Genomic DNA, 15487 nt, shown 5'->3' on the forward strand with positions numbered 1-15487 from the left:
GCCGCGGCCGCAACAAGAACACGCGGCGCGCGGGTGGTGAATCTGAGAACGTCACTCGTTCTCCTTGCCGCACCGGTTGATCTGGATCCCCGGAACGACCCCGATCTGCCGACAAGGGAGCCCCGCAGCGGCCAGCGGCTGCAGAACGAGTGCGTTCTCGTCTTCACGGCCCCCGGTGAGCACGCAGGTATCGGGATGAGCGCCGACGTAATCGACGAGCGCCGCCTGGTAGCGAGCGGGTTCGTCGATCACCCGGTAGGCCCAGGAAGCACGCCCCATACCGGAGCGTGTATCGACCGCACCATGGACTCGATCCGGGATCCCGTCCGCTTCGGCATACAGCTGAGTGGAAGGCTGTGTCCACCAGTCGACGTAGAACGTCGGGCACGTGCCCGCGTACTGCGCGACGGCCTGGCCGGCTTGCTGGCGCATGACACCGGCGTGCGGAGCGATCGTGACGGTCGCTCCAAGCGCGAGGACCGATCCGATGGTCGCAGCGGCGAGACGCGCATGCCGGCGCGGAGGAGGAACGGCTGCTCTCATCACATCGGTGATGGCTCGAACGGCGGCTGCGGCGGCGAGCGCGACCATTGGCACTATGAAGAGCATGTGCCTGTCCGCCGAGATCGGCACGATTCCCGTCCACACGCCCAACCACCCACCGATGACCGCGCAGATCGCAGGGACAGCGGGGAGGAACGTCGCCCGTCTCCAGAAGATCGATACGCCTGCGCCCACGAGCGCGAGCGTCGTGAGCGAGACGATGTAGTTCGCGTCTGGCTGCGCGACGGATTGCACAATGGAGGCGTAAAGATCGGTCGTGCTCGTCTCCCGGTACGTCGGGTACGCGGTTTGAAACGCCGAGGCCGGCCGGATCGAGATCAGATACCAGATCCCGTACGCAATGAGGAAGCAGACGCCGCCGACCATCGTCGAGATCCACCGCGACCCCCCGCGGGCAGCAACAAGGAGAAGCGCGAGACCCGGAGTGACTAGGACGACCGTGTTGCTGAACGGGATGGACAGGATCGCCGCGACGAGCAGCAACACATCATCCCTCCGAGCATGCGACTGAGCCGCCCGGGCAGTGAGCCACAGCAGTACGCCGGTGACGCAGAACTCGAAGACGTAATGCTTGAAGTCGCCCGAAATCTGCACGGCATCCAGACTGGCCAGAGCCCAGACGCCGCCGAGCAGTCCAGGGACTTCCCCGAGCAAAGTCCGCGAGGCGAGCCAGGTCGCGATCCCACCGATGGCGTATGCGATCAGCCCGGGGAGCCTGAGGAGGTCCGGCTGAAATCCGAGCACCTGCAGCAGAAGCTTCTGAATCAGGTAGACGCCCCAAGGACTGGACTGCTCGAAATGGCTGAGGGGCTGCCACGGCGCGAGCCATCCATCCATGCGCACGGCCTGGACGAGCATCGCCTCGTCGTACCAGAAATCGCGGTCCGCGCTGAGCGTGTAGTACGCCGTCAAGGCGATTGCGAGCACGATGATCGCGCCCTGCCACAACAGTGGATGCCGGCGTAGAACTTGCGCCCAGCGCACTGGCGACGACGAGCGCTCAAGTCGAGGCATCGGGAGTTCGGTCGCCATGGCTCAGCGATGGTAGGTCCCCCCTAGAACAGGGGCCGGACGCCACGCCACGACCAATCGCGCCCGTGCACCCGTTTTCGTCGCGCGGGTCTCGCGTCCATGTCCGGCTTTCCGCCCGGGCCCGGTACCTGAAGACCCCCTCCATGAGCGCCGAGTCACGAATTCCGGGATAGTTGGGCTGGTGCGTGGCATCATCCTGGCCGGGGGTTCCGGTACCCGTCTGCATCCGATCACCCTCGGGATCTCGAAGCAGCTCGTCCCCGTCTATGACAAGCCGATGATCTACTACCCGCTGTCGACGCTGATGCTGGCGGGGATCGACGACGTCCTCATTATTACGACCCCCCACGACGCGGACCAGTTCCAACGGCTGCTGGGCGACGGGTCGCAGTTCGGCATCAGCATCAGCTGGGCCGTGCAGGCGGAACCGAACGGGCTCGCCCAGGCGTTCGTGATCGGTGCGGACTTCATCGGCGACGACTCCGTCGCCCTGGTCCTCGGCGACAACATCTTCTACGGCGACGGCCTCGGTACCCAGCTACGCCGCTACAACGGCCTCGACGGCGGCGCGATCTTCGCCTACTGGGTCGCCGAGCCCTCCGCCTACGGCGTCGTCGAGTTCGACGCGGACGGCAAGGCGATCTCCCTCGAGGAGAAGCCGAAGGTTCCGAAGTCGAACTTCGCCGTGCCCGGCCTCTACTTCTACGACAACGACGTGAAGGCCATCGCCCGCGACCTCGCGCCCTCCGCCCGCGGTGAGTACGAGATCACCGACGTGAACAAGGCCTACCTCGAGGCCGGGAAGCTCCAGGTCGAGGTCCTCCGCCGCGGAACCGCATGGCTCGACACCGGCACCCACGACTCGCTCCACGACGCCGGCGAGTACGTCCGCACGATCGAGCACCGGCAGGGGCTCAAGATCGGTTCCCCCGAGGAGGTCGCCTGGCGCCTCGGGTTCCTCGACGACGAGGGCCTCCGCGTCCGGGCAGAGAGGCTCACCAAGTCCGGGTACGGCCAGTACCTCCTCGACCTCCTCGAAAGGGGCAAGCAGGCATGAAGCTGCTCGTCACCGGCGGCGCCGGGTTCATCGGCTCGAACTTCGTCCACCACGTCCTCGACACCACCGACCACTCGGTCGTCGTGCTCGACAAGCTCACCTACGCCGGCAACCGCGCGTCCCTCGACGGGCTGCCCGCAGACCGCTTCGAGCTCGTTGTCGGCGACATCACCGACGCCGCCCTCGTCGACGTGCTCGTCGGCGACGCGGACGCCGTCGTGCACTACGCGGCGGAGTCGCACAACGACAACTCGCTGCACGACCCTCGCCCGTTCCTCGACACCAACATCATCGGCACCTACACGCTGATCGAGGCCGCCCGGAAGCACGGGACCCGGTTCCACCACATCTCGACCGACGAGGTATACGGCGACCTCGAGCTCGACGATCCGAACCGCTTCACCGAGCAGACCCCGTACAACCCGTCCTCGCCGTACAGCTCGACCAAGGCCGGCTCCGATCTCCTCGTCCGCGCCTGGGTTCGCTCCTTCGGTCTGCAGGCGACGATCTCGAACTGCTCGAACAACTACGGCCCGTACCAGCACGTCGAGAAGTTCATCCCCCGCCAGATCACCAACGTCCTCGATGGCGTCCGCCCCAAGCTCTACGGCGCCGGCCAGAACGTCCGGGACTGGATCCACGCGAACGACCACTCGAGCGCCGTCCTCACTATCCTCGACAAGGGCGTGATCGGTGAGACCTACCTCATCGGCGCAGACGGCGAGCAGGACAACAAGACCGTCGTCGAGACCATCCTCGAGCTGCTCGGCCAGCCGCGGGACGCATACGACCACGTCACCGACCGCGCCGGGCACGACCTCCGCTACGCGATCGACTCGACCAAGCTCCGCACCGAGCTCGGCTGGCGGCCCGCGTTCCAGGACTTCCGCGCCGGTCTCGAGGACACGATCGCCTGGTACCGCGACCACCAAGCCTGGTGGCGTCCGCAGAAGGCCGCAACGGAGGCCCGGTACCAGGAGCAGGGCCAGGCCTGATGTCGATCGACCACGACAAGAAGCTGGCCGTCACCGAGACGACTATCCCGGGCCTGGTCCTGGTCGACCTGCCGGTGCCGGGCGACAACCGGGGCTGGTTCAAGGAGAACTGGCAGCGGGAGAAGTTGCTCGCGCTCGGGCTGCCCGACCTCGGTCCGGTGCAGAACAACATCTCCTTCAACGACGCGGTCGGCACGACGCGCGGCATCCATGCCGAGCCGTGGGACAAGTACGTGTCCGTCGCGACGGGCCGGATCTTCGGCGCCTGGGTCGACCTCCGCGAAGGGCCGACCTTCGGCGCGGCCTTCACCGCCGAGCTCGACCCCTCCCGGGCGATCCTCGTGCCGCGCGGCGTCGGCAACAGCTACCAGACGCTCGAGCCCGACACGGCGTACACGTACCTCGTCAACGATCACTGGTCGCCCGACGCCGAGTACACGTTCCTCAACCTCGCCGACGAGACGGCCGCCATCGAGTGGCCGATCCCCCTCGACCAGGTCGAGATCTCCGCCAAGGACCTCGCTCACCCGCGCCTCGCGGATGTGGTGCCGATGAGGCCACGGAAGACGCTGGTGCTCGGCGGCAACGGGCAGCTCGGGCGGGCGCTCCGCACGGTGTTTCCCGGCGCGGAGTTCACGACGCGGGCGGACTTCGACGTGACGGACCCCACTGCATGGGGCTCCAAGCACTGGAAGGACTACGGCGTCATCGTCAACGCTGCGGCCTACACCGCCGTGGACCAGGCGGAGACCCCGCAGGGCCGGCGCGACGCCTGGGCCGTCAACGTGACCGCGGTCGGCCTGATGGCGCAGGTGGCCGCCGCCAACGGGATCACGCTCGTGCACGTCTCGAGCGACTACGTCTTCGACGGGACCGTCGAGGTGCACGACGAGGACGAGCCGTTCTCCCCCCTCGGAGTGTACGGGCAGACGAAGGCCGCCGGCGACGCCCTCGTCGCCACCGTGCCGCAGCACTACATCGTGCGCACGAGCTGGGTCATCGGCGACGGGAACAACTTCGTCCGGACGATGGCATCGCTCGCCGATCGCGGGATCGATCCGGCGGTGGTCGACGACCAGATCGGGCGCCTGACGTTCGCCGACGAGATCGCCGCCGGCATCGCGCACCTGCTGCGTGTCGGTGCATCAGCCGGGACGTACAACCTGTCCGGCGACGGCGACGAGGGGTCGTGGGCCGACATCGCTCGCGCCGTGTTCGCGCTGGTCGGTGCGGACCCGGATCGGATCCGCGGGGTCACCACGGACGAGTACTTCGCCGGCCGGTCCGGGATCGCTCCGCGTCCGATGCGGTCGACGCTCGACCTCTCGAAGACCCGTGCGGTCGGATTCCGAACGACGACGTGGACCGAGGGACTCGCCGCCTACCTCGGCTGAGCGACCTCCTCTCCCGCCCCGAACGGGGTGATGCGCCACGGCGCGCGGTGGCCGACGATGAACGATTCGGAGTGCGCGGCGCGTCCGAGCCTGCATTCGATGCGCGTCCAGCAGGCTGCTGCGCGCCCACCCGGCCAGATCGACCTCGGGAGACATCATCATCCGCCTCCGCACGACCGCCTTGATCGCCGCAGTCACGGCCGCTCTGATCGGCGGCTCAGCTGCCCCGGCCGTCGCCGCGCCGGCGGACACCGGTGCCGTCGTCACAGGGACGACGTACTACGTCAACTGTGCCGCGAAGAAGAACGGCTTCGGAACCGCGACGTCGCCCTGGGCCTCGCTCTGGGCCGTCAACACGCACGGTCGATTCAGCGCGGGCGACGTGATCCGATTCAAGAAGGGCACGACCTGCACCGGGAAGCTGACCCCGAAGGGGTCGGGTGCAGCGGGGGCCCCGATCACGATCGGTTCCTACGGGTCGGGAGCGAAGCCGACCATCGCCGGCGGCGGGACCGGCATGGAGACCGCGACCATCACGCTCAAGAACCAGGCGTACTGGACGATTCAGGACCTGCATGTGACGAATCGGAGCAAGGCGGCGGCGACGACGGCGTTCCGCTCCGGGGTGCTCCTCCTGAACGACAACGGCGGCTACCTCTTCGGCATGACGCTGCAGCGGCTCACCGTCGATAACGTGACGAGCAAGCTGTACTACCAGAACGGGCACGACGCGCGGGACTGGGGCGGCATCTCGGTGCACACCGTCCGCCGCGGCGGGGGCGACGGCTTCACCGGCCTCCGCATCATGAACAACGTCGTGAGCGGCGTCGGGCGGACCGGCATCGTGACCTCGAACCGCGAGTACCCGAACGGCCTCGACCTCGGTCTTCGCATCGCCGGGAACACCGTGTCGAAGTCCCGAGGCGACGGCATCATCATGCGGGGCGCGCGGAACGCGTCGATCGACCACAACACCGTGAAGAACAACTCGAACATGTGGCCATGCCCGCAGTGCATGAAGGCCCGAGGGATGGGCGCGAACGCCGGCATCTGGCCGACGTGGAGCAGCGACTCCGTGATCGAGAAGAACAACGTCTACGGCACGCACGTCGGCCACGGGGACGGCGAAGGCATCGACCTCGACATCATGGCCGAGCGAATCATCGTCCAGTACAACTGGGTCCACGACAACGACGGCGGCGGCGTCCTCTTCTGCGGCTCCAAGTCGTCGACCGTGCGGTTCAACATCTTCGAGAACAACAAGAAGTCGGCGATCGCGTTCATCGGCACGGTGCCCGCGAAGGACTCGAGCGTCTACAACAACACGATGTACGCCGCGAAGTCGGTGAACGCCGGCAACGTCCGGACGTTCAACGGCCTGCACGGCAGCGGCATCAAGTTCTACAACAACCTCGTCTACAACTACGGCAGCGCCTACTGGACGTTCCCCACGAAGGTCTGGGCCCGCTCCAACACCATCGTCGGCGTGCACGGTCGCGGTGAGCCCAAGGGCGCCGGTACGAGCCGCACGGACCCCAAGCTCAAGAACCCCGGTGTCGGCGCGACGTCGTTCTCCAGCCTCGGCGGCTACAAGCCGAGGTACCCGTCCAAGATGCCCCGAGGCATCGCCATCCCGGCGTCCGCGAAGGTCGACTTCTTCGGCAAGAAGATCGACGCGAAGAAGCCGCCGCGCGGCGCCGCGGGCTGACCTCCCGGCGACCGCCCCAGCTCCTCATGAGACTCAGAGCCGCCCTGATCGCCGCCAGCACGGCCGCCCTCGTCGCGGCCGTGCTGGTACCGGCCGCCGCCGAGGCCGCACCGACGAAGTACTACGTCGACTGCTCGGCGAAGACGGCCGGCACCGGAACCGTCGCGCAGCCGTGGAACCGGCTCGCGCAGATCCACGACCACGGGGACTTCGCACCGGGCGACACGATCTCCCTCCGCCGCGGAACGACCTGCCACGGCCAGCTGCACCCGTCGGGCAGCGGCGCCCCGGGCGCGCCCATCACGCTCGGCGCCTACGGCACGCGCGGAGCGAAGCCCACGGTGTCCGGCGACGGGACCCCGAACTACACCGGCGCCGTGCAGCTGCGGAACCAGCCCTACTGGATCATCCAGGACCTGAGGGTCACGAACACCCGCGGTGGTCGGTCCACCCAGGTGTACCGGTCCGGCGTCTCGGTCTGGAACCAGGACGGCGGCGAGATCCGAGGCGTCATCATCCAGCGCCTCGAGGTCGAGGACGTGGCGAGCTCGCCGAACGAGAAGTTCGGCAGCTCTCGGGAGTGGGGCGGGATCACCGTCTCGTCCGGCGGCGTCCAGGGCGACTCCTTCCCGGGCCTCGTGATCCGGGACAACCGGGTCGACCGGGTCGGCAGGTCCGGCATCGCCGTCATGAACTGGGAGTTCCCGACCACGTTCAACGAGGGCGTGCGCATCACGGGCAACCGGGTGAGCTGGGCGCGCGGCGACGGGATCGTTGTGTTCGGTGCACAGCACTCCCGCATCGACCACAACGTCGTCGCGAACGCGGCGGACGAGTGGCCGTGCCCGCTGTGCGGATCGATCACGCCGCTCACGGCGAACGCCGGCATCTGGCCGGCGCGGAGCTCGCACATCCGGATCGATCACAACGAGGTGTACGGCACGCACTGGCGCGGAGGTGACGGCGAAGCGTTCGACAGCGATCAGGACACGCACGACGTCGTGTTCGAGTACAACTACGCCCACGACAACACGGGCGGCGGCATCCTCTTCTGCGGCTCCCGCTCGGCGACGGTCCGCTTCAACATCTTCGAGAACAACGACAAGGGCGCGTTCACCTTCATCGGCAACGTCCCGGCCGACGGCACGTCGATCTACAACAACACCGTCTTCGTCGGGAAGCAGCTCAAGCAGACCAAGGTCGTGCGAGCGTTCAACGTGGACAAGGGCCCTGGCGGCGGCACCGTCGCCTTCAAGAACAACGTCTACTTCAACTACTCGACCTACCGCGGCGGCTGGTGGCAGTGGAACACCCCCGCGGTGACGACCGCCGCCAACACGATCATCGGCGTACACGGCGCCGGCCGGCCTCATGACAGGAGCACCAGCCGGAAGGACCCGCATCTGCGCAAGCCGGGCTCGGGCGGCATCGGCTTCGCGTCGCTGAACGGGTACAGGCTGCAGAAGGGGAAGAAGCCGCAGCGAGGCGTCGCCATCCCGGCCGACGTCACCCGCGACTTCTTCGGACGGCGCATCGACCCGAAGCACCCGCCGCGCGGTGCCGTGGGCTGATCTCAAGAGCAGAACGCGGAAGGGCCGGGCGGATTCAACTCCGTCCGGCCCTTCCGCGTCGATCACTTCGTTCGAACGCTCCTCGCCGTCGACCACGAGCCCCAGCCCGCCCAGTTCGCCGCCCGAACGGACACCGTGTACGCGGTGTGCCGCTTGAGGCCCTTGAGCAGCTCGACGCGCTGTCCCGCGGCGACGGTCACCGTCTTCACGGTCCGTCCGTGCAGCACAACCTGCACCTGATACTTCTGCACCGCCAGAGCACCGCTTGTCGATGCGCCGGACCACTTCACCCGGAGACGCGCAGAACCCACGGAGACAGAAGGCTTCTGCACCTTCGACGGCTTCTTCGTCGCCGAGACGGTCTTGCCCTTCGCTCTCGTCTTGACGCTGTCGAGCTTCGAGGACGCGCCCGTGCCGTGGGCGTTCCGCGCCGCGACGCCGACTCGATAGACCGTCGACTTCTTGAGACCGCCGATGACGGCGAGACGCTTCGACCCGGCGATGACCGCCGTCTTCACGAGTCGATCGCCCTTGTAGGTCTTGACGACGTAGGAGGTCACCTTGTCGTGGGAGGCCGCCTTCGGGGCGCTCCACTTCACCGCGATCGACGTGGCGCCGAGCGCGACGGCATCGGGGAGCGCTACACGCTGCGGCGACGACTCGTTCGGAGCGGGAGCCCCCTGCGACGGCGAGGAAGGAGTCGGAGTCGGAGTCGGAGCCGGCGTCGGCGATGCGAGACCGCCGTCGGGCGCTTCAGGCGCTCCCTGGAAGCGAACGAGCCCGGTCTGACGCTGGCCGTTCACCATCGTGAACTCACCGCCGAGGACCAGGAAGCTGGAACCGGCTGTCGCGCTCCAGGCCCCCTGATCCGAGCCCGTGTAGGTGCCCGTGTTGATGCTGGGGCTCCAGCCCGCCACGAGAGTCGGAGAAGGCTGACCACCGAAGTCGGCGTAGCCGGTCTCCGAGCTGTGCAGCACGACGCCGGTAGCGGACTGCGAGAACGCCTGCGCCCGACGCCACTGCGTCGGCGTACCCGGGCTGCTCCAGCCACCGACGACATTGCCGCAGTCGTGTGCATGGCTCACCACGTAGAGCGCGTCATTGAAGGGAACCGATGAGTACGAGTCGCCGTGGCAGTCCTCGACCCACTTGACCGACCCGTCCGCCCAATTCATCGCGACGGCTCCCTCGAGGTTGCCGGAGCCCTTGTAGTTGTACCCGGTCGCATAGACCACCGACCCGCGGCTCGCGAGGCTGTAGATGGCGGACGAGTCCCCGCTGTCATACACGACAGTCGTGGCCAACCAGTTCATCCGAGCGCCGGTCGCTGAGCTCACCGCTGCCATGCCGGGGGACGCGACCCCCTCAACGGTCGCGAAGCTGCCGCCCAGAAGCACCTTGGTGCCATCAGGCGACATCGCGACCGCCCGCACCGTGCCGTCAGCGACAGCGGGTGCGAAGCCGAGCAGCCCCCCGGAGGTGTCCACTGCCGCGGCCCGCGATCGCGCGGCTCCGTTGACCGAGGTGAACAGGCCGCCAAAGTACACGGCGTTGCCGCGCGCAGCGACGGACAAGACGGTGCCGTTGACATCCGGCGCGAACCCCGGGACCAGGGCGCCACTTCGGTCGATTGCCGCGACGTGGTTCCTGGGCTGCCCGTTCACGGTCGTGAAGTTGCCGACGATGTAGATCCTCGAACCGTCAGGCGATGCGGCCATGCCGCGGACCTGCGCGTTCGTCACCGCCGAGAAGCCCTGCACGGCATCGCCCGTCGCCACATCGAATGCGAAGAGGTTCGAGCGGGGTGTGACGGCCACGCCGGCCGCCGCGCCGGCAGGCTGCGACTGGTTGAACGAACCGCCCACGTAGTCGATGCCGTTCGAGACGACCTGCGTCCACACGACACCGTTCACCTGTGCTGTGGGGAGAGCCGTCGAGGACACCGGCGTCGGATTCGCCGGATCCGCTGAAGCCGCAGCGGAGAAGACGAGTCCGGACGCGGCGAGCGTCGAGACGGAAAGAGCCGCGATCGCAGCACGGAACAGAGGTCGGGGGAACCCCATGGGCAGGCCTCGCTTGGGTAGAGCAAGAAAGCGGCTCGGGTAAGCCGTTCGGGTGCGGTCAGGCTAAGGCAGTGCAGCGCTCGAAGAAAGGCTCCGGGGCACTGGAACCGTCGAAGAGGGCGCGATTGTCCCCCGATTTGGGTACAAGGAAACGCCGCACCAGCTCGCTCCAGACCTTCGACCTCAACTCTAAGTTGAACCCATGGCCATGACGCTCCGCCTCAGCCCCACCGAGGACGAGACCCTCGCCCGCCTGGCTCGGCAGTTCCGCATGAGCAAGAACCAGGCCGCGGCGCAGGCGATCGACCTGGCCGCGCCGAAGCGCGACCACGCCGAGTTCGTGCAGCGGACGACGAGCCGCCTGCTCGCCCAGTACGGCGGCCTGATGCAGCGCCTCGCAGAGGCCTGATCAGCCGCCGATGACGGCTTGCTGACCGAGGTCGCTCACGAGCGACCCGATCTCGCCGGCGTTGTCCGCGAGCACGACGAGGACCGGCCAGGCGTCGTCCTCCTCGACGAGCCGCACGATGCGGAGGTCGGAGCGCGCGAGGATCCGATCCGCCGCGGCGGTCGCCTCGCCGAGATCGTCCGTGTCCGTCACCTCATCGAGATCCGGCTGGACCGCGAAGACCCGCGGCAGCTGCGCGAGGGCGTCGGAGAGCTCCATCCCGGTGTCGTCGGACCGGAGGAATGCGAGCGCACCGGCCTCGTCGAGGCCGTCGAGCAGCGCCTCCCAGGGGTCGTCGCCCGATTCGAGCGCCTCGTCGACCGCCTGTCGCACCGCCTCGTCGTCGTCGAGCAGCGCGCAGAGCCGCCGCCAGTCCCCCGACCGATCCATCCTCCGATCCTGCCGCACGCGCCCGATCGCTAACCTGGACCAGCGTCCCCCGGCCGGGGGACGTCCCCCGCCCGCCGCGCCCTCGCGCCGGTCCGTCTGGAGTCGTGTGTCCGATCCGTACGCGTCCGCAACCGCGCAGACGGAGTACCTGTCCATCGACGACGTCGTCCAGATCGTCGAGATGTTCAGCGAGGCTCCGCTGCGTGAGGCGGTCCGCGACCTCGGGCTGCTCATCGGCGCGGTCGACCGGCCCGCGCTGAAGTACCGCGGGATGGACGTCTACACGCCGCTCGCCATGAAGGCGGCGGCGTTCATGGAGAGCCTCGCCCGCAGTAACGCCCTCTTCGACGGCAACAAGCGGCTCGCCTGGCTCGCCACGAACGTCTTCCTCGAGCTGAACGGCAAGACGGTGCAGTTCAGCGACAACGAGATCTTCTCGCTGCTCCGCGAGGTGCAGCAGGGCTATCTCGCCACGAACGAGCTCGCCCACCGGCTGCACACGCGGATCGGGCCCGCGCAGGGCTGAGTCCGGCCCGGGGCGGCTCCGACACGGGCGCTGGGGCGCCCGGCTCAACCAGCGGGGCGGGGGCGGGCGCGCCCGGGACGACTACTGCTTCCGCGACCGCCACCGGGCGCGAAGGCGCTTCGCCGCGTCGAGCGCTGTCCGCCGCGCCCGCTTCGCCACCCGCGCGGGCAATGACGCCTTCACCGCGGTCGTGACCGGCCGGTGCAGCTGCGCACGGCCGTCTCGGCGTACCGTCAGTCTCCGCGGGAGGGCGACGGAGGTCGGTTGCCCCTCCGCGAGCGCGCGCAGCGTGTACGTGCCGGGCTCGAGGCGGATCGCCGACTCGAGCCGCGCCCCGCGGTCGTCGCCGACGACGGTCGCCGGGAAGCGGAACTCCGTGCCGTCCGCGGCGACGGCGAGCAGCTCGAACCGGACCGTCGTCGGCGCGACGACGGTCAGCTTCGGCAGGGCCAGCGAGAACGCCTGCCCCTTCCCGCCGAGCGCGGCGTCGACCAGCAGGGGGCCCTCGTTCAGGATGCTCCGCAGGCGCTGGGCGGTGTCGAGCGCGAGCGCGCCCTTCTGCGTCGTGTAGGCGATCGCGGCGCCCGACCCGGTGAGGGCGCCGGTCGATCCGGAGGAGCGCGGCGCGCTCCGGCGGCTGAGGCCGCCCCAGCGGCTCTGTGCGGTGACGTCCCACACGCCGGGCTGGAGCGGATTGCCCGCCTGCGCGGTGGCCAGGTCGATCGACGCCTCCCCCTCGACGACCATTCCGACCGTCCCGTCGCCGTTCGGCTCCCGCCGCACGGTCAGGTCGGCGGGGAAGGTCCAGGTGATCGGGTCGTGGCGCCCGCGCAGGGCGAACGCGACGTCGAAGCGGTCGATGTCGTCCGTGACGTCGAGCAGGGCCTGCGGGACGACCTCGGCGGCCTCCGGGGACATGACGCGGAACAGCCGGCCGCCCTCCTCGCGGAACGCGATCGGCTTCCCCGCCTCCATCAGCCGCGCCTCGACGTGGAAGCGCAGCACCGCACCGTCCCAGCGGACGTCGCGCGCCTCGGACCGGACCGAGATCGCGGTGGCGACCGCGTCCTGCTGGCGCACGAGGTCGGTCCGGCGGGCGCGGATCAGCGTCGCGCGGATGCGGTCGAAGACGCCGAGGTCCGCGTCCCACTCGACCGGCAGGTAGCGCTCCTGGATGCGGTTCGCCCGGTCGTACGCCTGCTCGAGCTTCGGGCCGTCCTGGTTCGCGACGGTCGACTTGGTCAGGCGGTGCAGCAGGCGCCAGCGATGCTCGTGCAGCAGGGCCGACTTGCGCGCGGCCGCGAACTCCTCGGTGTCGAGCGTCGCGTCGATGTAGGCGACGAGGTCGTCGAGCCGGTCCCAGAACTCCGGGGACATCGGCCCGTACGTACGGGAGTTGTTCGTGTCGGACGCGATCCAGAGGTAGACGGGCGCGCTGGCGAGCAGCGAGACCACCTTCGCGTGCCGGAACACGGCGATGTTCTGGTAGTTGTCCTCCCAGAGGATGCGGCGCCCCTCCGGGAAGCGGATGCCGTGCTCGTTCAGGAACTCGCGGCGGTAGAGCTTGTGGGGCACCATCGGCCGCAGCAGGTCGATGTCGCCGCCCGGGAGGATGTTGCCGACGTCGCCGTTCCGCAGCGCCTGCATCGCCCACCACGGGTCGTTCGTCCGCGACTCCTTCGGGCTCACGACGTCGGAGCGGTTCGCCTTCGCGAACTCGACCGCGGCCCGCAGCCCGTCGGGGAAGAGCGAGTCGTCGTGGTCCATGAACATGACGTACTCGCCGCGGGCGAGGTCGGTGCCGACGTTGCGCGGGCGGCTCCCCCACCCGGAGTTCTCGATGCGCTTGACGCGCATGTTCGGCCGGGTCGCGGCGAGCGCCTGCATCCGCTCGTAGGTGTCGTCGGGCGAGCCGTCGTCGACGACGATCGTCTCGAATCGCTCCTGCGGCAGGGTCTGCGCGTCCAGGGAGTCCATGACCCGCTGGAACGCGTCGCCGGGCTTGTACGCGGCGATGATGACCGACACCAGCGGCTCCACGGCACCTCCTCATGTCGGGATGACGGTCCAGGCTATCCGTCACCGGGGGGATGCCCCGAGAAACCGGGGCGGGCCGCCGGGGTCCCCTGCCGCGGAGGAGCCCCCGGTTACGATCCTCACCATGCCTACGACGGAGCAGCGCTTGCGGACGGTCGCCGTGATCCTGGCGGGCGGCGTCGGGGTACGGGCGGGGCTCGGCATGCCGAAGCAGCTCGCGCGCATCGCCGGGAAGCCGATCATCGAGCACACGATCGCCGCCGTCGACGCCGCGAAGTGCATCGACGAGATCTTCGTGATGATGGAGCCGAACCACATGTCGGCCGTCGAGGAGCTCATCGCCTCCGGCCGCTACCCGAAGCTCACCGGCGTCCACCCCGGCGGCGCGACCCGCAACGACACGACCCGCCTCGCGCTCGAGCAGCTCGGCGATGAGGAGTGCAAGGTCCTCTTCCACGACGCGGTGCGGCCGTTCGTCGACGAGCGGATCCTGCAGGACTGCGTCGATGCGCTCGACCACTACGGCGCCGTCGACGTCGCGATCCCGTCCGCGGACACGATCATCCAGATCAACACGGAGACGAACGTGCTCGTCGACGTGCCGCCGCGCGCGCTCCTCCGGCGCGGTCAGACGCCGCAGGCGTTCCTCAACTCCGCGATCCGCAAGGCGTACGAGCGGGCGGGCAAGGACCGCAACTTCGTCGCGACCGACGACTGCACGGTGGTGCTGAAGTACACGCCGGACGTGCCGATCGCGGTCGTCGCCGGCTCGGACGAGAATATGAAAATCACCGAGTCGATCGACGTGTTCATCGCCGACAAGCTCTTCCAGCTGAAGACCGCGGAGGCCGAGGGGATGTCCACGGCCGAGCGCGAGGCGGCCCTCACCGGCAAGACGGTCGTCGTGTTCGGCGGCAGCGAGGGCATCGGCGCCGCGATCGCGGACGCCGCGCAGCGGTTCGGCGCCTCGGTGTTCTCGTTCTCCCGCTCGTCCACGGCCACCGACATCCGGAAGCGCAAGCGCGTCCGCGCGGCGCTCGACGAGGCGAAGGCCGCGACCGGGCGCATCGACTACGTCGTGAACTCCGCGGGGATCCTCGAGATGGGCGGCCTGGAGACCTTCAGCCACGAGGCGGTGAAGAAGACCATCCAGGTCAACCTGCTCGGGCCGATCATCATCGCCCAGGAGGCGCTCCCGCACCTCAAGGAGACGCACGGGCAGCTGCTCTACTTCACCTCGTCCTCCTACACGCGGGGCCGGGCGAACTACGGCATGTACTCCGCGACGAAGGCCGCGACGGTGAACCTCACGCAGTCGCTGAGCGAGGAGTGGACCGAGGCCGGCGTGCGGGTCAACTGCATCAATCCGGAGCGGACGAGCACGCCGATGCGGACGAAGGCGTTCGGTGACGAGCCGGCGGGCACGCTGCTCGCCGCCGAGACCGTCGCGATGGCCTCGATCGACACGCTCCTCTCCCCCATCACCGGGCAGATCGTCGACGTCCGCCGACGGGACGTCGCACCGCAGCCCGCCTGACGCGGTCGCACGCTGCTCCGCCGCTCAGCGGCTGTTCCGCCCGCTTCGGCAGGCGGGATAGCCGCTCAGGGGCGGAGGTCGGTGGCGAGCGCACCGGCCGGGGGCCGCGGCGCCCCCTCGGCGTCGCTCCTCCACAGGCCTGGGTCCGGTGCGGCGGCTCGATCC

General features: G+C 68.9%; 12 protein-coding genes. 8 read left to right on the plus strand and 4 right to left on the minus strand.

Annotation, left to right across the window (positions count from 1 at the left end):
• Positions 1-51: 51 nt before the first annotated feature.
• A complete protein-coding gene (locus CLV52_RS17155; protein WP_133767622.1) occupies positions 52-1596 on the minus strand; it encodes an ArnT family glycosyltransferase in 1545 nt (514 codons plus the stop codon).
• A 181-nt stretch (positions 1597-1777) separates the two neighbouring features.
• Here CLV52_RS17155 and rfbA point away from each other — a divergent pair, with 181 nt between their 5' ends.
• The 5 genes from rfbA (at position 1778) to CLV52_RS17180 (ending at position 8321) form a co-directional block, all read left to right on the plus strand.
• Positions 1778-2653: a glucose-1-phosphate thymidylyltransferase RfbA gene (gene rfbA / locus CLV52_RS17160; protein ID WP_133767623.1), complete on the plus strand. Its 876-nt coding sequence runs from the start codon at positions 1778-1780 to the stop codon at positions 2651-2653.
• On the plus strand, positions 2650-3648 hold the full coding sequence (gene rfbB / locus CLV52_RS17165; RefSeq protein WP_133767624.1) for a dTDP-glucose 4,6-dehydratase: 999 nt from the start codon (positions 2650-2652) through the stop codon (positions 3646-3648). The genes rfbA and rfbB overlap by 4 nt, the downstream gene beginning before the upstream one ends.
• Positions 3648-5042 (plus strand): sugar nucleotide-binding protein, encoded by a 1395-nt coding sequence (locus CLV52_RS17170; RefSeq protein WP_133767625.1) that lies wholly within the window; start codon positions 3648-3650, stop codon positions 5040-5042. Before rfbB ends, CLV52_RS17170 begins: the two co-directional genes overlap by 1 nt.
• A gap of 181 nt (positions 5043-5223) precedes the next feature.
• Positions 5224-6750 (plus strand): right-handed parallel beta-helix repeat-containing protein, encoded by a 1527-nt coding sequence (locus CLV52_RS17175; protein WP_133767626.1) that lies wholly within the window; start codon positions 5224-5226, stop codon positions 6748-6750.
• 26 nt (positions 6751-6776) lie between these two features.
• Positions 6777-8321 carry a right-handed parallel beta-helix repeat-containing protein gene (locus CLV52_RS17180; protein ID WP_133767627.1) on the plus strand — a complete coding sequence of 515 codons (1545 nt, stop codon included), beginning with the start codon at positions 6777-6779 and terminating at the stop codon, positions 8319-8321.
• 62 nt (positions 8322-8383) lie between these two features.
• Here CLV52_RS17180 and CLV52_RS17185 read toward each other — a convergent pair whose 3' ends face one another.
• The gene (locus CLV52_RS17185; RefSeq protein WP_133767628.1) at positions 8384-10384 is read right to left on the minus strand and encodes a fibronectin type III domain-containing protein; all 2001 of its coding nucleotides are present in this window, start codon (positions 10382-10384) and stop codon (positions 8384-8386) included.
• Positions 10385-10586: 202 nt separating this feature from the next.
• On the opposite strand from CLV52_RS17185, the gene CLV52_RS17190 reads away from it, so the two are divergent.
• Entirely contained in the window at positions 10587-10793 is a 207-nt protein-coding gene (locus CLV52_RS17190; RefSeq protein ID WP_133767629.1) for a CopG family transcriptional regulator, read from the plus strand.
• On the opposite strand, the gene CLV52_RS17195 is transcribed toward CLV52_RS17190, so the two are convergent.
• On the minus strand, positions 10794-11222 hold the full coding sequence (locus CLV52_RS17195; protein WP_133767630.1) for a DUF6630 family protein: 429 nt from the start codon (positions 11220-11222) through the stop codon (positions 10794-10796).
• A 106-nt stretch (positions 11223-11328) separates the two neighbouring features.
• Between CLV52_RS17195 and CLV52_RS17200 the strand changes: the two genes are divergently transcribed.
• The gene (locus CLV52_RS17200; RefSeq protein WP_133767631.1) at positions 11329-11748 is read left to right on the plus strand and encodes a type II toxin-antitoxin system death-on-curing family toxin; all 420 of its coding nucleotides are present in this window, start codon (positions 11329-11331) and stop codon (positions 11746-11748) included.
• A gap of 81 nt (positions 11749-11829) precedes the next feature.
• On the opposite strand, the gene CLV52_RS17205 is transcribed toward CLV52_RS17200, so the two are convergent.
• Positions 11830-13788, minus strand: a complete 1959-nt coding sequence (locus tag CLV52_RS17205) for a glycosyltransferase (RefSeq protein ID WP_133767632.1) — start codon at positions 13786-13788, stop codon at positions 11830-11832.
• 121 nt (positions 13789-13909) lie between these two features.
• Between CLV52_RS17205 and CLV52_RS17210 the strand changes: the two genes are divergently transcribed.
• The gene (locus CLV52_RS17210) at positions 13910-15322 is read left to right on the plus strand and encodes a bifunctional cytidylyltransferase/SDR family oxidoreductase (RefSeq protein WP_133767633.1); all 1413 of its coding nucleotides are present in this window, start codon (positions 13910-13912) and stop codon (positions 15320-15322) included.
• Positions 15323-15487 lie beyond the last annotated feature (165 nt).

Source organism: Amnibacterium kyonggiense (assembly GCF_004364555.1).
In the GTDB taxonomy this organism is placed as follows: Bacteria; Actinomycetota; Actinomycetes; order Actinomycetales; family Microbacteriaceae; genus Amnibacterium; species Amnibacterium kyonggiense.